This window comes from Kitasatospora sp. NPDC049285, from assembly GCF_040678815.1.
GTDB lineage: Bacteria > Actinomycetota > Actinomycetes > Streptomycetales > Streptomycetaceae > Kitasatospora.
Genome location: NZ_JBFAQR010000055.1, coordinates 13,594 through 37,218, shown reverse-complemented (window position 1 = coordinate 37,218; position 23,625 = coordinate 13,594). Strand labels below are relative to the sequence as shown.

The 23,625-nt window shown below is 72.0% G+C and carries 18 protein-coding genes; 7 read left to right on the top strand and 11 right to left on the bottom strand.

The genetic code is table 11. The features are described 5' to 3' along the window. The first annotated feature begins 151 nt into the window (after nucleotides 1-151). Complete coding sequence (locus AB0K51_RS27445) at nucleotides 152-1,195, top strand: sugar ABC transporter substrate-binding protein (protein ID WP_363459834.1); 1,044 nt, start codon at nucleotides 152-154, stop codon at nucleotides 1,193-1,195. A gap of 43 nt (nucleotides 1,196-1,238) precedes the next feature. Further along, nucleotides 1,239-3,032, top strand: a complete 1,794-nt coding sequence (locus AB0K51_RS27440) for an alpha-L-fucosidase (protein ID WP_363459833.1) — start codon at nucleotides 1,239-1,241, stop codon at nucleotides 3,030-3,032. A gap of 72 nt (nucleotides 3,033-3,104) precedes the next feature. Here AB0K51_RS27440 and AB0K51_RS27435 read toward each other — a convergent pair whose 3' ends face one another. From AB0K51_RS27435 to AB0K51_RS27410, 6 genes are read right to left on the bottom strand one after another with little or no spacing between them, the layout of a single operon-like run. Next, nucleotides 3,105-3,800 (bottom strand): FadR/GntR family transcriptional regulator, encoded by a 696-nt coding sequence (locus tag AB0K51_RS27435; RefSeq protein WP_363459832.1) that lies wholly within the window; start codon nucleotides 3,798-3,800, stop codon nucleotides 3,105-3,107. A 45-nt stretch (nucleotides 3,801-3,845) separates the two neighbouring features. Then, complete coding sequence (locus AB0K51_RS27430) at nucleotides 3,846-4,157, bottom strand: L-rhamnose mutarotase (RefSeq protein ID WP_363459831.1); 312 nt, start codon at nucleotides 4,155-4,157, stop codon at nucleotides 3,846-3,848. Nucleotides 4,158-4,197: 40 nt separating this feature from the next. Next, entirely contained in the window at nucleotides 4,198-5,190 is a 993-nt protein-coding gene (locus AB0K51_RS27425; RefSeq protein WP_363459830.1) for an aldo/keto reductase, read from the bottom strand. Continuing rightward, nucleotides 5,187-5,948 carry an SDR family oxidoreductase gene (locus tag AB0K51_RS27420; RefSeq protein WP_363459829.1) on the bottom strand — a complete coding sequence of 254 codons (762 nt, stop codon included), beginning with the start codon at nucleotides 5,946-5,948 and terminating at the stop codon, nucleotides 5,187-5,189. The genes AB0K51_RS27425 and AB0K51_RS27420 overlap by 4 nt, the downstream gene beginning before the upstream one ends. Next, nucleotides 5,945-7,276, bottom strand: a complete 1,332-nt coding sequence (locus AB0K51_RS27415) for an L-fuconate dehydratase (protein ID WP_363459828.1) — start codon at nucleotides 7,274-7,276, stop codon at nucleotides 5,945-5,947. The genes AB0K51_RS27420 and AB0K51_RS27415 overlap by 4 nt, the downstream gene beginning before the upstream one ends. A gap of 11 nt (nucleotides 7,277-7,287) precedes the next feature. After that, a complete protein-coding gene (locus AB0K51_RS27410; protein WP_363459827.1) occupies nucleotides 7,288-8,139 on the bottom strand; it encodes a fumarylacetoacetate hydrolase family protein in 852 nt (283 codons plus the stop codon). Between the two features lie 297 nt (nucleotides 8,140-8,436). Between AB0K51_RS27410 and AB0K51_RS27405 the strand changes: the two genes are divergently transcribed. From AB0K51_RS27405 to AB0K51_RS27395, 3 genes are all read left to right on the top strand, one after another. Further along, on the top strand, nucleotides 8,437-9,483 hold the full coding sequence (locus AB0K51_RS27405; protein WP_363459826.1) for a sugar ABC transporter substrate-binding protein: 1,047 nt from the start codon (nucleotides 8,437-8,439) through the stop codon (nucleotides 9,481-9,483). 77 nt (nucleotides 9,484-9,560) lie between these two features. Then, a complete protein-coding gene (locus AB0K51_RS27400; protein ID WP_363459825.1) occupies nucleotides 9,561-11,105 on the top strand; it encodes a sugar ABC transporter ATP-binding protein in 1,545 nt (514 codons plus the stop codon). Further along, entirely contained in the window at nucleotides 11,102-12,127 is a 1,026-nt protein-coding gene (locus AB0K51_RS27395; protein ID WP_363459824.1) for an ABC transporter permease, read from the top strand. Before AB0K51_RS27400 ends, AB0K51_RS27395 begins: the two co-directional genes overlap by 4 nt. 17 nt (nucleotides 12,128-12,144) lie before the next feature. Here AB0K51_RS27395 and AB0K51_RS27390 read toward each other — a convergent pair whose 3' ends face one another. Further along, entirely contained in the window at nucleotides 12,145-12,612 is a 468-nt protein-coding gene (locus tag AB0K51_RS27390) for a universal stress protein (protein WP_363459823.1), read from the bottom strand. Nucleotides 12,613-12,617: 5 nt separating this feature from the next. Then, nucleotides 12,618-13,874 (bottom strand): arsenic transporter, encoded by a 1,257-nt coding sequence (locus AB0K51_RS27385; RefSeq protein WP_363459846.1) that lies wholly within the window; start codon nucleotides 13,872-13,874, stop codon nucleotides 12,618-12,620. Between the two features lie 160 nt (nucleotides 13,875-14,034). Here AB0K51_RS27385 and AB0K51_RS27380 point away from each other — a divergent pair, with 160 nt between their 5' ends. Next, nucleotides 14,035-17,067, top strand: a complete 3,033-nt coding sequence (locus tag AB0K51_RS27380) for a glycoside hydrolase family 2 TIM barrel-domain containing protein (RefSeq protein WP_363459822.1) — start codon at nucleotides 14,035-14,037, stop codon at nucleotides 17,065-17,067. A gap of 63 nt (nucleotides 17,068-17,130) precedes the next feature. On the opposite strand, the gene AB0K51_RS27375 is transcribed toward AB0K51_RS27380, so the two are convergent. After that, nucleotides 17,131-19,470, bottom strand: coding sequence for an RICIN domain-containing protein (locus tag AB0K51_RS27375; RefSeq protein WP_363459821.1), 2,340 nt, complete (start codon nucleotides 19,468-19,470; stop codon nucleotides 17,131-17,133). Next, a complete protein-coding gene (locus tag AB0K51_RS27370; RefSeq protein ID WP_363459820.1) occupies nucleotides 19,467-19,820 on the bottom strand; it encodes a hypothetical protein in 354 nt (117 codons plus the stop codon). Before AB0K51_RS27370 ends, AB0K51_RS27375 begins: the two co-directional genes overlap by 4 nt. A 379-nt stretch (nucleotides 19,821-20,199) precedes the next feature. On the opposite strand from AB0K51_RS27370, the gene AB0K51_RS27365 reads away from it, so the two are divergent. Continuing rightward, nucleotides 20,200-22,617, top strand: a complete 2,418-nt coding sequence (locus AB0K51_RS27365; RefSeq protein WP_363459819.1) for a SpoIIE family protein phosphatase — start codon at nucleotides 20,200-20,202, stop codon at nucleotides 22,615-22,617. Between the two features lie 9 nt (nucleotides 22,618-22,626). Here AB0K51_RS27365 and AB0K51_RS27360 read toward each other — a convergent pair whose 3' ends face one another. Beyond that, entirely contained in the window at nucleotides 22,627-23,622 is a 996-nt protein-coding gene (locus tag AB0K51_RS27360) for an aldo/keto reductase (RefSeq protein WP_363459818.1), read from the bottom strand. Nucleotides 23,623-23,625: the final 3 nt, after the last annotated feature.

Below are 23,625 nucleotides of genomic sequence, written 5' to 3'. Positions count from 1 at the left end.
GAGTCGCAACTATGGGTGGAAATAACCGAGTTACTTTTCAGATTCATCCGACCTCAACTCTTGTCGGGGAGGTTACAGGCTCATAAGGTCCTCGGTACCGCAGGCCCCCGGGATGTCAGGGCGGCCTTCTGGACCAAGGAGATCCAGCACGATGAGGCTTCGCTCCTCGGGAGTCGCCGCGACCGCAGGCGCCGCCGTCCTGCTCGTCGGCACCACCGGCTGCGGCAGCGGCCAGACCGGAAGACCGGAGACGGCCGGCCGGGGGGTGATCGGCATCGACCTGCCCCGCGACGACTCGGACTTCTGGACGTCGTACGAGCGCTACCTGCGGGCCGAGCTCGCCGACGGGTCCGTCCGCACCCTGCCGATCACCAACTCCCACAACAGCGAGGACGGGCTGCGCGACAGCCTGCACGGCTTCGAGAAGGCCGGCGCCAAGGTGGTGGTGATCGCCCCGCAGGCGACCCAGGACACCGACGGCATCCTCAACGGCCTCTACGGCCACGGGATCAGCACCATCACCGTCGACACCGAACCGGAACACGGCGAGGTGTACATGGTGGTCCGCGCCGACAACGTCGAGTACGGCGTCAAGGCCTGCCGGGTCCTCGGCAAGCAGCTCAAGGGCCGGGGCAAGGTCGCCGAGCTGCAGGGCGCGCTGAGCTCCATCAACGCCTACGACCGCAGCCGGGGGTTCGCCTCCTGCATGAAGAGCGAGTTCCCCGGCATCAAGGTGATCGAGCTGGCCACCGAGTGGAAGGGCGACGTGGCGGCCGCCAAGCTCGAGTCCACCCTGGCCGCCAACCCCGACCTCGGCGGCGTCTACCTGCAGGCCGGCGGCGTCTTCCTGGAACCCACCCTCGCCCTGCTGCGCCGCAAGGGGCTGCTCAGGCCCGCCGGGCAGAGCGGCCACATCGCGATCGTCTCCAACGACGGCATCCCGCAGGAGTTCGACGCGATCCGCCGGGGCGACATCGACGCCACCGTCTCGCAGCCCGCCGACCTGTACGCCAAGTACGCGCTGTTCTACGCGCAGGCCGCCGCCGACGGCAAGACCTTCCAACCCGGCCCGACCGACCACCAGTCCACCATCATCTCGCTGCCCAACGGCCTGGAGGACCAGTTGTCCGCCCCGCTGGTGACCAGGGAGAACGTCGACGACAAGTCCCTGTGGGGCAACACCGTCGGCAAGTAGACCGCAGACCGGTCCGCGCACCACCCCACGCGAGGAGTCACGCATGTCCCCCCACCTGAGCCGCCGTCAACTGATCCGGGCAGCCGCCCTCGCCGGCGGCGCCGTCGCATTCGGGCTGCCGCAGCTCGTGCTCGCGGAGAGCGCCCAGGCGTACACCGTGCCGTCCAAGATGGACTGGTGGTACCAGGCCCGCTTCGGCATGTTCATCCACTTCGGCTCGTACAGCCTCCACGGCACGGGCGAGTGGGTGTTCTCGACCGAGAACTGGACCAAGGCCAACTACCAGACCCAGGTCACGGCGCCGTTCAACCCGACCGCCTTCAACGCCGACACCATCGCCGACCTCGCGCAGAAGGCCGGCATGAAGTACCTGGTGATCACCGCCAAGCACCACGAGGGCTTCGCGATGTACGACTCCGCGGTGGCGAGCTTCACCGACACCACCGGCAACACGCCGTACACCCTGCCCAAGTACACCGCCTACAAGAACGACCTGCTGGCCGCGCTGAAGAGCGCCTGCGACGCCCGGGGCATCAAGTTCGGGCTGTACTACTCGATCATGGACTGGAACCACCGCTCGCAGAACAGCAACCACTCGACGAACTACACCGACATGACGTCGATGGCCGCCCGGTCCGCCTACATCACCGACATGAAGGCGCAGCTGCAGGAACTGCTCACCAGGTACGACCCGGCCATCCTGTGGTTCGACGGCGACTGGTGCGCCAACCCCGCCACGCCCACCCTGACCGACTGGTGGACCCAGGCGGACGGCGTCGACCTCTACAACTGGCTGATCGCCCGCAAGCCCGGCCTGATCGTCAACGAGCGGGTCAAGCGGGACGTCGGGCTCGGTGACTTCGCCTGCCCCGAGCAGACCGTGCCGGCCGAGCCGCTCGGGCGGCCGTGGGAGACCTGCGCCACCATGAACGGGGCCTGGGGCTACACCTCGTGGGCGGAGAACTCGTACCGGTCGGTGGCGACCATCCTGCAGGAGTTCGTCACGGTCGCCTCCCGGGACGGCAACTACCTGCTCAACATCGGGCCCAAGGGGGACGGCACGCCCACCCCGGGTTCCGTCACCGTCCTGCAGGGGCTGGGGAACTGGATGGCCGTCAACGGCGACAGCATCTACGGCACCCAGGGCAGCCCGTTCACCGCCGAGCCGTCCTGGGGCAGGTTCACCCGCAAGCCGGGCAAGCTGTTCGCGCACGTGTTCACCTGGCCGGGCAACGGCGTGCTGCCGATCCCGCTGGTGCAGAACACCATCAGCCGCGTCTACCTGATGAGCAACCCGGGGGCCTCGCTCAACTACAGCGTCAGCGGGGGCACCATCAACGTGTCGGTGCCGAGCACCGCGCCGGACGCCGCCGACTCGGTCGTGGTGGTCGAGGTCTCCGGGACGCCGGCCGTGGTCGCCGACGGCGTCTACCAGCTGGTCTGCGCGCGCAGCGGCAAGGCGCTGGACAACGGCAACACCGCCACCGCCGGGAGCCAGGTCATGCAGTGGACCGTCAACGGCGGCTCGCCGCAGCAGTGGCGGCTCACCGCCCTGGAGGCGGGCCGCTACAAGCTGGTGTCCCAGCGCAGCGGGCTGGCGCTCGACAACGGCGGCAGCTCCGGTGCGGGCAGCGCGCTGACCCAGCAGCCGGACAACGGGAGCAACCAGCAGCAGTGGAGCATCGTCGCGCTCGGCGGCGGCGTGTACCAGCTGACCGACCGGGCCGGCGGGATGGCGCTGGACAACGGGAACGGCACCGCGGACGGCCAGACGGCCATCCAATGGACCGTCAACTGGGGTTCTCAGCAGCAGTGGAGTCTGGTCAAGGTCGGCTGATCCACCGGCGGGAACGCCGGTGCCGCCCGTCCCGAGGGACGGGCGGCACCGGGCGTTCGGACCGAAGCGGGATCAGGCCAGCGCGGAGCCCGCCTCGCCGAGCGTCTCGCGCAGCCACTGCTCGAGGCCGGCGACGTGCACGGTCGCCCAGGCGTGGGCGACCTCAGGGCGGCGGCCCGCGATGGCCTCGAAGATCGCACGGTGCTGCTGGCGGGTGTGCGGGACCGCGCCCTCCTCGGTGAGGCCGCGCCAGATCCGGGCCCGCACGGTCGGGCCGGACAGGCCCTCGATCAGCGAGCAGAGCACGGCGTTGCCCGAGCCGGCCGCGATCCGGCGGTGGAACTCCAGGTCGTTGGCGATCAGGTCGTCCAGCGTGGCGTCCTCGCCCAGGCTGTCCAGCACCGCGCCGAGCGCGGTCACGTCCTCGTCGGACATCACCCGGGCGGCCATCGCGGTCGCGGCGGGCTCCAGGATGCGCCGCATCTCCAGGAACTCCAGCACCGTGCTGTCCTGGTGGAAGTCGACGAGGAAGCCCAGCGTGTCCAGCAGCACCTCGGGCGACAGGCTGGTCACGTACGTGCCGTCGCCCTGGCGCACGTCCAGCACCCGGATCAGGGACAGCGCCTTCACCGCCTCGCGCAGCGAGTTGCGGGAGAGTCCCAGCCGCTCGGCGAGGTCGGCCTCCTTCGGGAGCCGCGCGCCGGGCTGCAGCTCGCCGCTCACGATCATGGCCTTGATCTTCTCGATCGCCTCGTCGGTCACTGGCACGGCTTCGTCCTCCTGGTCATCCGGTGGCATGCAGCATAAGTGGGGTCAGAGCTTCCAGACCACGGGCAGCCCCGCGGCCGCGCCGTCCGCCGAGTAGTCGTGGACCACGTCGAGCAGCTCGCCCATGCGGGCCTGCCAGGCGATGTTCACCGGCAGGTGTTCCAACTCCGCGAGCAGCCGGCCGTAGTCCTCGCACTCGAGCAGGTGGAACAGCTCGCAGCCACTGCGCCAGATCGTCCACTCGGCGACGCCCGCCGCGCTGATGGCGGCGGTCAGCTCGGCGGGCACCGAGCGGTGCGCGTCCTCGTACTCCTCGATCCGGTCCGCTCGGACCCGGGTGTGCAGGGCGATCCTCATGACTGCTCCAATGACGGGGAGGTCGGGGTGGGGCCGCGGCTCAGGCGGCGGGGACGGGGACGTGCGCGGGGAGCAGCCCGCGTTCGCGGAGCTCGGCCCACAGCGCGGCGGGCACCGGGCGGTCGAGCGCGGCCGCGGCGTCGCGGACCTCGGCGGCGCTGCGGGTGCCGACCAGGACGGACGCGACGGCCGGGTGCCCGAACGGGAAGTGCAGCGCGGCGGCGCGCAGCGGGACGCCGTGGCGTTCGCAGACGGCCTTGAGGGCGAGGGCGCGCTCGAGTACCTCGGTGGGGGCGGAGGCGTAGTCGAAGGTGGCGCCGGGGCGCGGATCGGCCAGCAGGCCGGAGTTGAACACGCCGCCGACGACGACGCCGACGCCCCGCTCGTGGGCGAGCGGCAGCAGTTCGGCGAGCCCGCCCTGGTCGAGCAGGGTGTAGCGGCCGGCCAGCAGGACGGTGTCGACGTCGGTCTCGCGGACGAAGCGGGCGAGCAGTCCGGACTGGTTCATCCCGGCGCCGATCGCCCCGATCACGCCCTCGGCGCGCAGCCGCTCCAGCTCCGGGTAGGCCTCGTCGATCGCCTGGTCGGCGTGGTCGTCGGGGTCGTGCAGGAAGACCACGTCGATCCGGTCCAGGTCGAGCCGGTTCAGGCTCTCCTCGATCGACTGCCGGACGCCCTCGGCGCTGAAGTCCCAGCGGCGGCGGTGCGTCGCCGGGACGGCGAAGCCGTCGGCGAGGTCGTCGCCGGCGGCGGCCGGCAGCGGGTCGAGCAGCCGGCCGACCTTGGTGGACAGCACGTACGCGTCCCGGGGCAGGCCGCGCAGCGCCGCGCCGAGGCGGCGCTCGGACAGCCCGAGGCCGTAGTGCGGGGCGGTGTCGAAGTACCGGACCCCGGCCTCCCAGGCGGCGGTGACGGCCCGCTCGGCCTCGGCGTCGCTCACCGCGGTGAACAGGTTGCCGATCGCCGCCGCGCCGAAGGCCAGTTCACTGACCGTCACCGCGCTGCGCCCGAGCGGTAGCTGACGCGGCGTCATGAGGTCGGCACCGGCCGCAGGCGCAGGCCGGCCATGCCGCCGTCCACCGCGAGGGAGGTGCCGGTGGTGGAGCCGGCCGCGGGTGAGGCGAGGTAGGCGACGGCGGCAGCCACCTCCTCGGCGCGGACCAGCCGGCCGGTGGGCTGACGGGCGTTCAGGGCGGCGCGTTCGCCCGCCGGGTCGGCGGCGGAGTCGAGCAGCCGGCCGACCCACGGGGTGTCGACGGTGCCGGGGTTGACGCAGTTGACCCGGATGCCCTCGCGGACGTGGTCGGCGGCCATGGCCAGGGTCAGCGACAGGACGGCGCCCTTGCTGGCCGAGTACAGGGCCCGCTGCGGCAGCCCGGCGGTGGCGGCGATCGAGCAGGTGTTGACCACCGCCGCGTGGGCGGAGTCGCGCAGGTACGGCAGGGCGGCGCGGGTGGTGCGGACCAGGCCGAGCACGTTGACGTCCAGCACGCGGTGCCACTGCTCGTCGGGGTTGTCCGCCACGGTGCCGACCGCGCCGATCCCGGCGTTGTTGACCAGGATGTCGATCCCGCCGAGTGCCTCGGCGGCCGCCTCGACGGCGGCGCGGACCGAGGCGTCGTCGGACACGTCGGCGGTGAAGCCGAGCAGCGGTGCCTGCACCGGGGACGGGTCGAGGTCGAGGACGGCCACCTCGGCGCCCCGCTCGGCGAGCAGCCGCGCGGTGGCGAGGCCGATGCCGGAGGCGCCGCCGGTGACCAGGGCCTTGAGCCCGGCGAGGTCACCGCTCATGCCCGGGTCTCCTGCTCCAGCTCGGCCCGCCAGAAGCCGCCGGTCGGGTAGCGGTAGGTGTCCAGCGACGCCTGGTGCATGGCCGCCGAGAAGCCCGGCGTGGTCGGGGCCCGGTAGTGGCCCGCCTCGATGACCACCGGGTCGAGGAAGTGCTCGTGCAGGTGGTCGACGAACTCGATGACGCGGTCCTCGGTGGTGCCGGTCAGCGCCACGTAGTCGAACATCGACAGGTGCTGGACCAGTTCGCACAGGCCCACGCCGCCGGCGTGCGGGCAGACGGGGACGCCGAACTTCGCGGCGAGCAGCAGGATGGCCAGGTTCTCGTTGACGCCGCCGACCCGGGCGGAGTCCAGCTGGAGGACGTCGATCGCGCCGGCCTGGAGCAGCTGCTTGAAGATGATGCGGTTCTGCACGTGCTCGCCGGTGGCGACCTTGACCGGGTGGACGCCGCGGCGCACGGACGCGTGGCCGAGGACGTCGTCGGGGCTGGTGGGCTCCTCGATCCAGTACGGGTCGAACTCGGCGAGCGCGTTGGTCCACTCGATGGCCTCGCCGACGTTCCAGCGCTGGTTGGCGTCGATGGCCATCCGGATGTCCGGGCCGACGGCGGCGCGGGCGGCGCGGCAGCGGCGGATGTCGTCGTCGAGGTCGGCGCCGACCTTCAGCTTGATCTGGGTGAAGCCGTCGGCGACGGCCTGCTGGGCGAGGCGGGTGAGCTTCTCGTCGGAGTAGCCGAGCCAGCCCGGGGAGGTGGTGTAGGCGGGGTAGCCGGTGCGCAGCAGGTGGGCGGTGCGCTCGGCGTGGCCCTGCTTGCCCTTGGTGAGGAGTTCGAGGGCCTCGTCGGGGGTGAGCGCGTCGGCGATGTAGCGGAAGTCGACCTGGGAGACCAGCCACGCCGGGTCGGCGTCGGCGAGCAGCTGCCACAGCGGCTTGCCCTCGCGCTTGGCGGCGAGGTCCCAGACGGCGTTGACCACGGCGCCGATGGCCATGTGCATCACGCCCTTCTCGGGGCCGAGCCAGCGCAGCTGGCTGTCGCCGATCAGGTCGCGGTAGAGCGAGCCGGGGTCGGCGCACAGCTCGGCGACGGGGCGCCCGAGGACGTGCGGGGCGAGCGCGTCGATCGCGGCGACCTGGACGTCGTTGCCGCGGCCGATGGTGAAGGTGAAGCCGTGGCCCTCGTGGCCGTTGTCCGAGGAGCGCAGCACGACGTAGGCGGCCGAGTAGTCGGGGTCCGGGTTCATCGCGTCGGACCCGTCCAGCTCCCGCGAGGTGGGGAACCGGACGTCGTAGGTGTCGACGGCGGTGATTCGCGCGACGGTGGTGGACAAGTGAGTGCCTTTCACGCGTTCCGGAAGGTCTGGCGCTGGGTGCCGAGTCCGTCGATGGACAGCTCGACGGTGTCGCCCTCGCGCAGGTAGGGCGTGCCGGGCAGGCCGAGGGCCACGCCGGCCGGGGTGCCGGTGTTGACGACGTCGCCGGGGCGCAGCACCAGGTACTGGCTCAGGTACCAGACCAGGTACGCGACGTCGAAGATCATGTTCTTGGTGGTGCCGTCCTGCCGGACCTCGCCGTTGACGGCCAGGTGCAGGCCGAGTGCCTGCGGGTCGCCGGCCTCGTCCGGGGTGACCAGCCAGGGGCCGAGCGGGTTGAAGGTCTCGCAGGACTTGCCGAGGTCCCACTGGCTGGAGTACTCGATCTGGAACTCGCGCTCGGAGACGTCGTTGCTGATCGTGTAGCCGGCGATGCACGCGGCGGCCTCGGCCGGGCTCTCCAGGTAGCGGGCCTCGCGCCCGATGACGACGGCGAGTTCGACCTCCCAGTCGGTCTTCACCGAGTTCCGGGGGATCAGCACCTGGTCGTACGGGCCGACCACGGTGGAGGGGTCCTTCATGAAGACCACCGGCCGCTCGGGGACGGCCGCCCCGGTCTCCGCCGCGTGGTCGCGGTAGTTGAGGCCGATGCAGACCACCTTGCCGGGCCGGGCCACCGGCGCACCGACGCGCAGGCCCGCCACGTCCACGCTCGGCAGCGAGCCCTCCGCCAGCGCCGCCCGGACCCGGTCGATCCCGCCGGAGGCGAGGAACGCCCCGTCCAGGTCGTCGGTCAGGCCGCTGAGGGCGTACGCGCTTCCGTCCTGGTCACGGACGACGGGCGCCTCCGCGCCCGGTTCGCCAACTCGAAGCAGCTTCATGACGGGCTCCCAAACTCATCGGATGAATCAGCGGTGTGCTGACCATACGGCGAAGGGCGGCCCGGTGCAAGAAGTCCTCCGATGTTTGCGGCTGGTCGGAGCCGTGACCCGTCGATGTGTGCAGGTCGGGGCGGGCCTTGGCGGGGCCGGGCCGGGCGGACGGACACGCGGGAGTAACGACCCGGAATTCATCCGAGCTCTTCTCTTGTCAGGGGGATTGCGGACTCGTAAAGTCCTCCGCACCGCAAGCCATCCGATGACTTCCCCGAAGTTGGCCCAGCCAAGGAGACCAGCACCATGAAGCCTCGCTCCTCCAGAATCGCGGCGACCGCCGCTGCCGTGGTCCTCATGGCCGGGTTCGCCACGGCCTGCAACCGCGGCAGCGACTCCGGCGGGTCCGCGTCCGGCAAGCCGGCCATCGGCATCGACCTGCCCCGGGCGGACTCCGACTTCTGGAACTCCTACGCGCAGTACATCAAGCAGGACACCGCCGCCGCGGGCACGAACACGCTGCCGATCAGCAACTCGCAGAACGACGTGACCAAGCTGGTCGCCAACGTCCAGGTGTTCCAGAACACCGGCGCCAAGGCCGTGGTGATGGCCCCGCAGGACACCGGCGCGATCGCCTCCACGCTGGACGCGCTGTCCGCGAAGAAGATCCCGGTGGTCAGCGTCGACACCCGCCCCGACAAGGGCAACGTCTACATGGTGGTCCGCGCCGACAACCGTGCGTACGGCACCAAGGCCTGCGAGTTCCTCGGCAAGCAGCTCGGCGGCAAGGGCAAGGTCGCCGAACTCCAGGGCGCGCTGAGCTCCATCAACGGCCGCGACCGCTCCGAGGCCTTCGCCGCCTGCATGAAGGAGCAGTTCCCCGGCATCCAGGTGATCGAGCTGGCCACCGACTGGAAGGGCGACGTCGCCTCCGCCAAGCTCCAGACCACGCTGGCCGCCAACCCCGACCTCGGCGGCATCTACATGCAGGCCGGCGGCGTCTTCCTGCAGCCGACCCTCGCGCTGCTCCAGCAGAAGGGCCTGCTCAAGCCCGCCGGGCAGCCCGGCCACATCGCCATCATCTCCAACGACGGCATCCCGCAGGAGTTCGACGCCATCCGCAAGGGCGACATCGACGCCACCGTCTCCCAGCCCGCCGACCTGTACGCCAAGTACGCGCTGTTCTACGCGCAGGCCGCCGCCGACGGCAAGACCTTCCAGCCCGGCGCCACCGACCACCAGTCCACCATCATCCAGCTGCCCAACGGCCTGGAGGACCAGCTGTCCGCCCCGCTGGTGACCAAGGACAACGTCGACGACAAGGCCCTGTGGGGCAACAACATCAGCAAGTGACGACCCGTCAGCACCCGGTGCCGCGGCCGGCCGGCGCCGGCCGCGGCACCGGGCCGGTTCCGAAAGGACTCCCCGCCATGGCGGACCCCAGCCCCGTCCGGGGCCCCGTCGTCGAGGCCGACGGGATCTCCAAGCGCTTCGGCGCCACCGTCGCCCTCAGCGACGCCCGCATCTCGGTCGCCCCCGGCGAATCGCACGCCCTGGTCGGGCGCAACGGCGCGGGCAAGTCCACGCTCGTCTCGATCCTGACGGGCCTTCAGCCGGCCGACACCGGCACCCTGCGGTTCGACGGCGAACCCGCCCCCGCCCCGGGGGACACCGACGCCTGGCGGTCCAAGGTCGCCTGCGTCTACCAGCGCTCCACCATCATCCCGGCGCTCACCGTCGCCGAGAACCTGTTCCTGAACCGGCAGTCCCAGGGCCCGCTGCGCCCGATCAGCTGGAAGCAGCTGCGCACCAGGGCGAGCGAGCTGCTCGGCGAGTACGGCGTGGACGTCGACCCCACCGCCCGCGCCGAGGACCTCGGCGTCGAGCAGCGCCAGTTCGTGGAGATCGCCCGGGCGCTGTCCTTCGGCGCCCGCTTCATCATCCTCGACGAGCCGACCGCCAAACTCGACGCCCGCGGCATCGAGCGGCTCTTCGACAAGCTGCGCGAACTCCAGGCGCAGGGCGTCGCCTTCCTGTTCATCTCGCACCACCTGCAGGAGGTCTACGACCTCTGCCGCACCGTCACCGTCTACCGCGACGCGCGGCACATCGTCACCGCTCCGGTCGCCGAACTCGACCAGCAGGCGCTGGTCGAGGCGATGACCGGCGAGCGCTCCAAGGGCACCGAGCCCTCCTGGTCGGTCACCGGCCGGACCGTCGGCGACGGTGCGCCGCTGCTGGAGGTCGCCGGGCTGAGCCTCAAGGGCAGCTACCAGGACGTGTCGCTGAGCGCCCGCCCCGGCGAGGTGGTCGGCCTGGCCGGCTCCGCCGCCAGCGGCAACGTGCAGCTCGGCGAGACCCTGGCCGGTCTGCTCAAGCCCGCCGACGGCACCGTCACCGTCGCCGGCCAGCCCGTCCGCACGGGCAGGGTGCCCGCCGCGCTCGCCGCCGGCATCGGCTTCGTCCCCGAGGACCGCCACCTGCAGGGCCTCGTCCCGCAGCGCAGCGTCGCCGAGAACGCCACCCTGACCGTCACCGACCAGCTCGGCCCGTTCGGCACCGTCCTGCCCTCGCGCACCCGGGAGTTCGCCGAGCGCATGATCGGCGAACTCGACATCAAGACCCCCGGCCCCGGCACCGCGGTCTCCGCACTGTCCGGCGGCAACCAGCAGAAGGTCGTCATCGCCCGCGCGCTCGCCGCGGAGCCGCACGTCCTGGTCGCCATCCGGCCCACCAACGGCGTGGACATCAAGTCCAAGGAATCCCTGCTCGGCACGATCCGCCAGGTCGCCGACCGCGGCCGCAGCGCCCTGATCGTGTCCGACGAACTCGACGACCTGCGGGTCTGCGACCGCGTCCTGGCCATGTTCCACGGCCGGGTGGTCGCCGAATTCGCACCCGGCTGGAGCGACGAACAACTGGTCGCCGCCATGGAGGGCATGGCCGGCCCGAACGACCCGGAGGAAACCCGATGAGCCCCACCACTGAGGCCCGCCCGCGCCCGGCCACCGCCGCCCCCGCAGGCCGCCGCCTCGAACTGGCCCGCTACCGCGACCTGTCCCTGGTCCCGGTCCTGCTGGTCCTCTGCGTCATCGGCTTCGCCGTCTCGCCGGCGTTCCTGACCTCCGCCAACCTGCTCGGCGTCGGCCAGTCGGCCACCGAGCTCAGCGTGCTCGTGCTCGCCGAGGCGCTGATCCTGATCGCCGGCCGGATGGACCTCTCGCTGGAGTCCACCATCGGCGTCGCCCCCGTCATCGCGGTGTGGCTGGTGCTCCCCGACCACGGCGCCCGCTTCAACGGCCTCGGCCTGTTCCCCGCCTGGACGGTCATCCCGCTGTGCCTGGCCGTCGGCGCGGCGATCGGCGCCGTCAACGGCTTCCTGATCCTCAAGCTGCGGCTCAACGGCTTCATCGTCACGCTCGGCGCGCTCACCCTGCTGCGCGGCCTCCAGATCGGCATCTCGCAGGGCCAGTCGATCATCAACCTGCCGTCGTCCTTCACCTACCTGGGCAGCGCGAGCTGGTTCGGCGTGCCCGCCGCGATCTGGATCTGCGCCCTGCTGTTCGCGGCCGGCGGCTGCGCGCTCGCCTGGCTGCGCCACGGCCGCGCGCTGTACGCCATCGGCGGCAACGCCGAGGCCGCCCGCGCCGCCGGCATCCGGGTCGACCGGATCACCTGGACCGTGCTGATCCTCGGCAGCCTGCTGGCCGCCTTCGCCGGCATCCTCTACACCGGCCACTACGGCTCGATCTCCGCCGACCAGGGCAACGGCTGGATCTTCCAGGTCTTCGCCGCCACCGTCATCGGCGGCGTCAGCCTCAACGGCGGCCGCGGCACCCTGTTCGGCGCCCTCACCGGCGTCCTGACGCTCCAACTGGTGCTCAACGTGATGACCCTGGCCGGGGTGCCGCCGCTGTGGAACCAGTGCCTCAACGGCGCGATCATCATCGTCGCGCTGATCATCTCCCGCTTCGCCTCCGGCGAGAAGCAGGAGTAGTCACGACGGGTCCGCGGTCAGGGCCAGACCAGCAGGACGGGACACGGGGCGTGGTCCACCACGTAGCGGCCGGCCGGGCCGAGGCTGTGCGGGCCGCGGTGGGAGCGGGAGCCGTCGCGGGCGAGCAGCAGCAGCTCGGCGCCCTCGGCCGCGGCGACCACCTCGCGCTCCACCCTGCCCTCGCGCAGTACCTGCGTGCAGGCCCGGCCCAGGCGTTCGGCGGCGGCCCGGAGCAGCTCCTCGCCGCCGGCGCTCGCGAGCTGCTCCACCCGGGTCCCCGGATCGGCGCCCCAGCCCTCGGCGGGGCCCCGCGGGTCGGGGTGGCCGCGGCCGAGCAGTCCGGCGAACGCACCGTGGGCGGCGGCGGGGACCGCGGCGGCCGCGACGTACAGCAGGACGACCTCCGCGTCGGCCGGGGCGTGGGCCCGCGCGGCGTCCACGCAGGCCGGCCAGGTCCCCTCGGCGATCCACACGATCACGGCCATGGCGGTCACCCTCCGAACACGTGCAGCGACCCCCAGAGTGCCACCACCGCCGCGGCCAGGGAAGCAGGCACGGTCAGCAGCCCGAGCCGGGTGAACTCCCCGAGGCCGACCTCGGCGTCGTGGGCGTGCACGATGCGCCGCCACAGCAGGGTGGCGAGCGACCCGGCGTACGTCAGGTTCGGGCCGATGTTCACCCCCAGCAGCACCGCGAGGACCGCGCCCGGACCGGTCGGCGCCGCCAGCGGGAGCAGGACCAGGGTGGCCGGCAGGTTGTTGATCACGTTCGCCAGCACCGCCGCCAGCGCGGCCACCCCGAGCAGCGCCGCCAGGCCGCTGCCGGTCGGCACCAGGTGGCCGAGCGCACCGGCGAGGCCGTTGTCCACCACCGCGCGCACCACGATCCCCAACGCCAGGACGAAGGCCAGGAACGGCACGCTCGACGCCTTCACGATCGCCACCGGCGTGGTGCGCCGCCGGGCCAGCGCGCGCACCGCGAGCACCAGGGCACCCGCCAGCGCCGCCCACGCCGGGTCGATCCCGACGGCCGAGGCGACCACGAAGCCGGCCAGCGTGCCCGCGATGGTCAGCAGCGCGAACAGCGGCATCCGCGGCGCCTCCGCGCCGTGCCCGGCGCCCGGGCCCGCGTCCAGGTCGGCCGCGAAGTAACGGCGGAACACCACGTACTCGACGCCGATCGCCACCGCCCACGGCAGCGCCATCAGCGCGGCGAAGCGGACGAAGCCCAGGCCGCTGGCCGCGAACGCCAGCAGGTTGGTCAGGTTGGAGACCGGAAGCAGCAGCGACGCGGTGTTCGACAGGTGCGTGCAGGCGTAGACGTGCGGCTTCGGCCGGGCGCCCAGCCGCGCGGCGGTGGCGAACACCACCGGCGTCAGCAGCACCACCGTGGCGTCCAGGCTGAGCACCGCGGTGACCACCGAGGCGACCGCGAACACCTGCACCAGCAGCCGCCGCGGCCGACCCGCCGAACTGCGGGCCATCCACGCCCCGCAGGCGTGGAACAGGCCCTCCTCGTCGCACAGCTGCGCCAGCACCAGCACCGCGGCGAGGAAGCCGATCACCGGGCCGAGCCGGGCGGCCTCCTGCGCCGCGTCCGCCCACGGGATGGCGCCCGTCACCACGACCAGGCCCGCGGCCGGTACCGCGACCACCGCCTCCGGCCAGCCGAACGGTCGCACCACCGCGCAGACCAGCACCACGGCCAGCAGGACGACGGACAACACCTCGGCGAACGACGAGCTCAGCACCCGATTCCTTCCGGAACATGACGGACAAAACCATCATCGAACCAGACCGGGCGGTCGACGCGGTAACCGCTGACGGAAGATCAGATCGCTTCTTCCCGCAACGGGCCTTCGATAGTACGGTCGCGCGCATCACCCCATCGCGCACGGAGGACTCCGCATGTCCGCACGCTACTTCGAGGACTTCGCCGGCGGCCGCGGCGGGCTGGCGCCGCGCGCGGTCCTGGACTCCGACGCCCCCCGGATCGACCTCAACGGCCCGTGGGCGTTCCGGTTCTCACCCACCCTGCGCACCGAGCCGGACGGCTTCCAGGACCCGCACTTCGACGACGCGTCCTGGGACACCCTCGCCGTCCCCTCGCACTGGCAGCTGCGCGGCCACGGCCGACCGATCTACGTCAACGTCGCCTACCCGATCCCGCTCGACCCGCCGTTCGTCCCGGACGAGAACGAGACCGGCGACTACCGCCGCACGTTCGACCTGCCGGAGTCCTGGACGGGCCTGCCCGCCGTGCTGCGCTTCGAGGGCGTGGACTCCTGCGCCCGGATCTGGCTCAACGGCACCGAGCTCGGCGTGACCTACGGCAGCCGGCTGCCCGCCGAGTTCGACGCGACCGCGGCGCTGCGCCCCGGCCGCAACGTGCTGGCCGTCCGGGTGCACCAGTTCTCGGCCGGCACCTACCTGGAGGACCAGGACACCTGGCGCCTGTCCGGCATCTTCCGCGACGTGTCCCTGCTGGCCCGCCCGGCGGGCGGGATCCGCGACGTGTTCGTCCACGCCGACTACGACGCGGCCACCGGAGCGGGCCGGCTGCGGGTGGAGACCGACGCGGACGCGCCCGTGCGGATCAGCGTCCCCGACCTCGGGATCGACGGCCGGCCGGCCGAGGAGACCTTCGAGTTCCCCGCCGTGCGGCCGTGGAGCGCGGAGCAGCCGCACCTGTATGAGGCCTGGCTGAGCACCGCGAGCGAACGCGTCCGGGTCAGGGTCGGGTTCCGCACGGTGGCCGTCGGCGAGGACGGGGTGCTCCGGGTCAACGGGCGCCGCGTGGTGCTGCGCGGGGTCAACCGGCACGAGTTCGACCCCGACCACGGCCGCACCCTCTCCGCGGAGACCATGCGCCGCGACGTGGAACTGATGAAGCGTCACCACGTCAACGCCGTCCGCACCGCCCACTACCCGCCGCACCCCGCCTTCCTCGACCTGTGCGACGAGCTGGGCCTGTGGGTCGTCCTCGAATGCGACCTGGAGACCCACGGCTTCGAGTACGCCGACGCCGAGCGCTGGCAGCGCAACCCGTCCGACGATCCGCGCTGGCACGACGCCTACCTGGACCGCGCCCGGCGCACCGTGGAGCGCGACAAGAACCGCCCCAGCGTCATCCTCTGGTCGCTGGGCAACGAGGCCGGTGACGGCCGCAACCTGCGCGCCATGGCCGACCTGGTGCGCCGGCGCGACCCCGCCCGGCCGATCCACTACGAGGGCGACCGGCTCAGCGAGTACACCGACGTGCACGGCGAGATGTACCGCCCGCCCGCCGCGGTCGCCCGGATCGGCCGCGGACAGCTGCTCCCCGGCGAGATCTCCTACCCGGCGCAGGCCGGCGCCGGCGACCCCGCGGACGACCCGCGCAACCGCAAGCCCTACCTGCTGACCGAGTTCGCCCACGCGATGGGCAACGGACCGGGCGCCCTGGCCGAGTACGTGCGGCTCTGGGACGAACACCCGCGGCTGCAGGGCGGCTTCGTGTGGGAGTGGACGGACCAGGGCCTGCGCACCCACGACGCCCAGGGACGCGAGTTCTTCGGCTACGGCGGCGACTTCGGCGAGGACCTGCACGACGGCAACTTCATCTGCGACGGCCTGGTCTTCCCCGACCGCACCCCCTCGCCCGGGCTGCTGGAGTACGCCAGGGCCATCGCGCCCGTCCGGATCGGCCCCGGGTCGACGCCGGACACGCTGACCGTCGAGAACCGCTACGAGGTGCTGGACCTCACCCACCTGCGGTTCAGCTGGTCGCTGGCCCGCGAGGGCGTCGAGCTGGCCGCGGGCGAGCTGCCGACGCCGAAGCTGGCCGCGGGGGAGCGGGGCGAACTCCCGCTGCCCGCGCCGGAGCCCGCCGACGGCGCAGGCGAACTCTGGCTCACCGTCCAGGCGGAGCTGGCCGAGGCCACCGACTGGGCGCCCGCCGGCCACCCGGTCGGCTGGGGCCAACTCCCGCTCACCGCAACGGACACGCTTGTGGCACCTGAGCGCGGCCGCCCCGCGGGCACGCCGGTGGCGCCGCGCACCGCGGACGGGCACCTCCTGCTCGGTCCGGGCCGCTTCGACCCTGCCACCGGAACCCTGCTCGGCCTCGGCGAACTGCCGCTCCAGGGACCACGGTTGAACCTGTGGCGGGCTCCCACCGACAACGACCGCGGCTGGTCGAGCAACGACGCCGCCTACTGGCAGGCCCGCGGCCTGGACCGCCTGCGGCACCGCACGGTGTCCGTCACCGCCGACGACCGGGGGCTCATCGTCGTGGTCCGCAGCGCCGCCGCCGCGGTCGGCTGCGGCTACCTGACCACCTATCAGTGGTCCAGCGGCGGCGACGACCTGCGCCTGCGCGTGCACACCGAGCCGGTCGGGCACTGGCCCGAGCGGGCCGAGGACCCCACCGAGCCGATGGCCGACGCCGAGCTGCCGCCCGAGGAGTACCGGGAGCTGCTCCGCCGGAACGCCGCGCGCTCCGTCGCCCGGATCGGCCTCGACTGGCAGCTGCCCGCCGACTGCGCGCAGGTCGAGTGGTTCGGCGCCGGCCCGGGGGAGGCCTACCCGGACTCCCGCCACGCCGTCCGGATCGGCCGCTTCCGTGCCACGGTCGACCAGTTGCAGACCCCGTACGTGCGCCCGCAGGAGAACGGCAACCGGGCCGACGTGCGGTGGTTCGAGATCGGCGACGGCGCCGCCCGCGGCCTGCGGGTGACCGGCGAGCAGCCGTTCCAGCTCGCCGCCCGCCGCTGGACCGACCGTGAACTCGCCGCGGCCGCCCACCCCACCGTGCTGACCCCCGGCCCGGTGGTCCACCTGCACACCGACCACGCCGTCCAGGGCCTGGGCAGCGCCTCCTGCGGCCCCGGCATCCTGCCCCAGCACCGGCTGGAACTCGGCCCCGCGGACTTCGCCCTGGTCCTCACCCCGCTGTACTGACGCACCGAAACGGTGGGGCCGGAGAGCAGATGCTCTCCGGCCCCACCGCGTCGGGTCACGCCACTACTGGATGGTCCACGCCTGGTGGGACTGGTTGACGGCGTTCGACTGGTCGGTGGTGGCACCGTTGGCGGTCGACGCGCCGGTCACCTCCAGGACCTGCCGGCTCTCGTAGTTGCGAAGCAGGTAGCCGCCGCTGGTCGGCTCGAAGTACCACAGCTGGTTGTTGCCGCCGCTGTAGGTGGACTGGTCCGCGGCGGTCGTCCGCCAGTGGCTGTTCCACGGGATCTCGAGGGCCTTGCCGCTGTACCGGTTCACGATCTTGACGAGCTGGCCGCTCACCGGGGTGATGCTCCACTGCTGGTTGTTGCCGCCGGTGCTCGGCCACTGGTTGACGCTCGCGCCGTCGGCGGTGTTGAAGTTGTAGTCGTCCAGCACCTGACCGCTGTTGACGTTCTTGATGGTGTAGAAGGACGACGGGTTGGTGCTCGGGGCGCCGGTTGCGGCAGCCTGCGCTCCGCCGGCCTGCTGGACGCTGAAGTCCGTGATGAAGAAGTACTGGCCGTCGGTCTTGGCGACCCGCACGTAGCGGAAGGCCTGGCGGACGTCGATGTCACCGGTGAGCGTCGAGGCGAACGGCAGGGTGCCGGTCTGGCGTCCCAGGACGGTGTAGCTGCCGAAGTTCGGGTCGTTGGAGCCCCGGACCTCGAAGTTGCCGCGGGTCGAGGACTGGTCCAGGTCCTGACGGGTGGTCAGCGAGAACTGGCCGAGCTGGTAGGACTGGCCGAGGTCGACCTGCCACCAGGCCGAGGTGTCGGTGCCGGTCGGCGACCAACCGGTCGAGCTGTTGTTGTCGACGGCCTTGGAGGCCTCGGTGCCCGTGCCGAAGACCGACGAGGAGGTCGCGGTCCTGTTCCAGGCGAGGTTCGGCCACAGTGTCATCCACTGGTAGCCGGACTCCAGGCCGGAGGCCTTGATCACCGTGTCGCCGGACGAGGCGTTGTTGGTGAGCGTGACGTTGGTGCCGTTGCGGTTCTGGTTGATGGACACGTCGGGGTTCGACAGCACGTTGTTCGAGACGGTCATGTTGTCCGACCCCTCGTCCAGGTAGATGCCGGCGACGGCCGAGGCGCAGGTGGCCGCGGTCCGAATCACGTCGTGGACGTAGTTGTTGTTGATGACCGTGCCGGGGTCGTTCGACAGGTGGTAGATGCCGGCCGAGTCGCACAGCCGGTTCATCACGTTGCCGATCCGGTTGTAGCTGACGCTGTTGCCGCCCTCGGCGTTGGCCGCCGCCTGCCAGCCCCAGCCGAGCGAGATGCCCGCCCACGGGGTGTCGGAGATGTCGTTGTGGTCGATGGTGGTGCTGTTGACGAAGCCCGCGTTGATGCCCGCGGTGCCGAGGTAGTCCTCGCCGACCCGGGTGATCAGGTTGTCCTTCACGGAGACGTTCTTGACCACCTCCCGGGCGTCCTCACCGGCCGGTGTGGTGGGCGGGTTGTAGACCGAGTGGTACTCCACCGTCGGGTCGGAGAACTTGCCGACCATGATGCCGTTGCCGGCGATGTCGTAGATGTAGTTGCCGATGGCGCTGCTGTTGTGGACACCGTGCCAGAGGTCGAGCGCGGTGGAGCCGAGCTGCGTGAAGACGTTGCCCGTGAAGGAGATGTTGTCTGCGTCCTGGACCTGGACGGCGGCCGGCGGTCGACCGACGGTCTGCTGGTTGGAGGTGTTGGCCGTGAGGTTGTAGTTGCCGCCCTGGGCGTTCAGGTAGCCGTTGTTGCCGGCCTCCATCCAGGTGGTCCGGGTGAAGGTGAGCCCGGAGAACCGCAGGTCGTGGGCGGGGCTGTTGAGGCTGGTGCCCTGGACGTTGAAGAGGGTCTGGACCGTCGGCGCCTTCACGGAGGCGTTGGACATGTCCTCGCCGGGGCGGGGCTTGTAGTAGACGGTCTGCGCGGCCGTGTCGACGTAGAACTCGCCCGGCTCGTTGAGGAACTCGTGGGCGTTCTCGAAGTGGAACGGCGAGTTGTCGGAGAGCTGCGGCCACGGGCGCTGGAACAGGATGCCCGCCTCGTGGTCCTGGATCGAGATGTTGGCGGTGCTGCCCGCGGTGCTGATCGACTTCAGTCGCAGGTAGCTCTCGCCCCACTGCGTCTCCAGCATCATCTCGACCTGGTTCAGGTTTCCCCAGTTCGAGGTCTGCGAGGCGAGCACCTTGAGCTGCTTGTTGGTGGTGTCGCTGCCCTGCAGGTTGAAGTCGGTGCCGGCGTCGGGGTAGCGGGCGCGGGTGGCGCGGACCCCGTTGACGTACAGCTGCCGGAAGTTGAGGGACCCGATCGACGCCTTGTACTCGCCGTTGCTCGCCGCGGTCCAGCCGGTGATCGCCTGGCCGCCGCTGATCACCGGGTCTCGCCGTTGTACGCCTGGTAAACGACCGTGTGGCCGTTGGTGCCGGAGTCGCCGGTGCCGAAGGTGATCGGGGCGCTCAGCGGGTAGGTGCCGCCGCGCAGGTTCACCACGATGTCGTCGGACATGTTCGAGTCGATTGCGCGGACCGCGTTCTGGGCCGCCTGGACGGTCCGGAACGCCGAGGCGGTGCTGGTTCCCGAGTTGCTGTCGCTGCCGTTGACCGGGTCGACGTAGAAGTTCGTCGTGGCCGCGTAAGCGGGTTGAACGGGCAGCGCCGCCGCACACACGGCCACTGCCGCCACGAGCGCCTTGACGGTGCCGGCGCCTATCCGTAGGGGTCTCATCTGTGGTGTCCTCCTCCAAGCCCCCGGCCTCTTATGAGTTGCATTTATCAAGCCAACTGACCATCCCTGTCAAGGAGATTGGCATCCCTATTTTTCGCCGGTGCAACACGGACGACATCGACCCGTGCCTGATGCGGGGTCAGCTTCGGGGCTGTACGGAGCAGAGAACTACCAGCTCATAGCCGTCGCGGCGTCGTCCGTCGGCGCGCAGGTCTGGCGCGTTCGACGGCCGCGGTGGCGAAATGAGTACGACTCATGTGGACCAAAATGTGTCGCCATCCGAGCCCACCGGATGGCTGGTGCCGTCGGACGCGACCTAGGCTGGGAGCCGAGCCGGAATCGCGTTCCGGTGTGCCCGGCCCCGGGACGGAGGCAAGGCGTGGAGACGGCTGACAGGCGGGACGCCCCCACGGCTGTCGTCGTGGTGGACCCGGACGGCGTGGTGAGGGGCTGGAGCGACGGCGGGCGGCTGCTGTTGGGCTGGACGGCGCAGGAGACCGTCGGGCGCCCCGCGGCGGACCTGCTGGTCGATCCTCCGCCCGGATTCCCCGCGAGTCGCGACACCGGCCCGGGCCGCGTGCTCACCCTGCGCCACCGGGACGGCTCCACGGTGGACGCCGTGATGACGGTACACGCCCTGCGCGACGCCGACGGCGGGGCGCCGAGCCGCGTGGTGACCTTCCAGCGCTGGGGGCGCCGCCCGGTGATCGCCGACCGGGCCTTCGAGCAGTGCCCCTTCGCCCTGGGGGTCTACGACCCCGAACTGCGGTTCCTGTGGATCAACGCCGTCGCGGGCCGGGTGATCGCGCACACGGAGCAGCAGGTGCTCGGTGAGAGGTACCGCGAGCTGTTTCCCGAGCTCGACGGCCTGGCGTACACCAACAAGCTCGCCGAGGTCGCCAGGACGGGCCGACCCGCGCGGCTGATCACGGTCTTCCGCCCGCTCGGCAGCAACTACGCCAACGCCTGGGCCACCAGCATGTGGCCCGTCCGGGACGACGAGGGCAACGTCCGCGCGGTCGCCAACTGGGGCTTCGACATGAGCGCCGAGTACTGGGCCCGGCAGCGGCTGCTCGTCCTGGGCGAGGCCAGCAGCGGCATCGGCCAGACCCTCGACGTGGTCAGCACCGCCGAGGAACTGGCCAGGACCTCGGTGCCGGGCTTCGCCGACCTGGTCACCGTCGACCTGTTCGAGGAGGTGCTGCGCGGGGACGAACCGCCGCTGTCCGCGGCGTTCACGGTCGACGGGACCGTCGCGCTCAGACGGGTCGGCCGGCACGGCGGGAACGGGGACGCGGACGGGCGTCCCGAGTCCGCGCCGACGGTCCACTACTCCCCGCACTCCCTCGCGGTCCGCTGCATGGCCGCCGGCCGGTCGACGGTGCAGCTCGCCTCCGAACCCGGCCCGGGCGGCGAATGGGGCTTCGGCCCCGGGCTCGCCGCCGACCCGGCCCACTGGCCGCCGGGCAACCCGGTGATCGACGGGACCATCGCCGCGAAGGGGCTGACCGGCCGGATCACCGTGCCGCTCAGGGCGCGCGGCGCGCTGCTCGGCGTCGTCGCCTTCGCCCGCAACGACCGGCCGGAGAGCTTCACCGCCGACGACCTGATCCTCGCCGAGGAGCTGACCGCCAAGGCGGCCGTGGCCATCGACAACGCCCGCCGGTACACCCGCGAGCACACCACCGCGCTGACCCTCCAGCGCAGCCTGCTGCCGCAGGGGCTGCCCAGCCAGGAGGCGATCGAGGTGGCCTGCGGCTACCTGCCCGCCGGAGCCGGCGCGGGAGTCGGCGGCGACTGGTTCGACGTCATTCCGCTGTCCGGCGCCCGGGTCGCCCTGGTCGTCGGCGACGTCGTCGGGCACGGCCTGCACGCCTCGGCCAGCATGGGCCGGCTGCGCACGGCGGTCCGCACGCTGGCCGACGTGGACCTGCCGCCGGACGAGCTGCTGACCCACCTGGACGACCTGGTCATGCACCTCCGCAGCGGCTTCCAGTCCGACGCCGTCTTCGACTCGACCGGCGAGTCCGGCGCGACCTGCCTGTACGCCGTCTACGACCTGGTCTCCCGCCGCTGCTCGCTGGCGAGCGCCGGCCACCCGCTGCCGCTGGTCATCGCACCGGACGGCACCAGGACCCCGGTGGCCGCCCGGCCGGGACCGCCGCTCGGCATCGGCGGACTGCCGTTCGAGGCGGCCGAGTTCGAACTGCCCGAAGGCAGCCTGATCGCCCTGTACACCGACGGGCTGGTGGAGAGCCGCGCGCGCGACTCCGACGAGGGGACCGCCGAACTGCTGCGCGTCCTGAACGAGCCGGCCGGCTCGCTGCAGGCCCTCTGCGACGCGGCGATGACCGCCGTGCTCCCCGACCAGCGCACGGACGACGCCGCCCTGCTGCTCGCGCGGACCCACGCGCTCCCGCCCGACCACGTCGCCGTCCTGGACGTCGAGCCGGACTTCGCGCAGGTGCCGCACGCAAGGCAGTTCGCCGTCGACCGGCTGGAGGCCTGGGGCATGGCGGAGGCGGCGTTCGTCACCGAACTGGTCGTCAGCGAGCTGGTCACCAACGCCATCAAGTACGGCGAGCCGCCGATCAGGCTGCGGCTGATCCGCGACTCCTCGCTGGTCTGCGAGGTCGCCGACGCCAGCGAGACCACCCCGCACCTGCGCCGCGCGCGCACCTTCGACGAGGGCGGCCGGGGACTGATGCTCGTCGCCCAGCTCACCCAGGGCTGGGGCACCCGGCACACCACCCACGGCAAGACCATCTGGTGCGCCCAGACGATCAGCCTGCCGTGACGCCCGGGCTCACCCGGCGGCCGGCCCGCGCGGCACGTCCGGCCTGATCAGCCCCGCGGCGCGCAGGTCGTCCCAGAGGGATTCGGGCACGGCGCTCCGGTACAGCTCCGCGTTGCGTGCCACCTGCTCGGGGCTGCGCATGCCGAGGGTGACGTTGACGACCGCGGGGTGGGTGTACGGGAAGGCGATGGCGGCGGCGGGCAGGGTGGTGCCGTGCGCCTCGCAGACCTCGGCGATCGCCAGGGCCCGCGCGACCAGCTCCGGCGGGGCGTCCCGGTAGTCGTACTTCATCCCGGCGGCGGGCCGGTCGCGGGAGAGCAGGCCCGAGTTGAAGACGCCGACCGCGACGACGCCCTTGCCGTGCTCCTGCGCGGCGGGCAGCACGTCGTCCAGCGCCGACTGGTCCAGCAGCGTGTAGCGGCCGGCCAGCATCACCACGTCGGCGGCGGTCTCGCGCAGGAAGCGGGCGAGCATCGCCGACTGGTTCATGCCGGCGCCGATCGCGCCGATCACGCCTTGGTCGCGCAGCTCCGCGAGCGCGGGCACCGCCTCCTCGGCGGCCGGCTGCCAGTGGTCGTCGGGGTCGTGGACGTAGACGACGTCGAGGCGGTCCAGGCCGGTGCGGGCGAGCGAGTCCTCGATCGACCGCAGGACGCCGTCGCGGCTGAAGTCCCAGCGGCGGCACAGGTCGTCGGGGACGGCGAAGCCCTCGTCGTCGGTGCCGGTGGGCCGGGGGTTGGGCACCAGCAGGCGGCCGACCTTCGAGGACAGGACGTAGGAGTCCCGGGGCCGGTCGCGCAGGGCCTGTCCGAGGCGCTCCTCGGACAGGCCGAGGCCGTAGTGGGGCGCGGTGTCGAAGTAACGGACACCGGCGTCCCAGGCCGCGTCGACGGCGGCGATCGCCTCCTCGGCCGGGGTGGCCTTGTACAGGTTGCCGATGACGGCGGCGCCGAAGCCGAGCCCGGTGAGGGCGACGGGCGTGCCGGGGATCTCGCGTTGCTGCAAGGG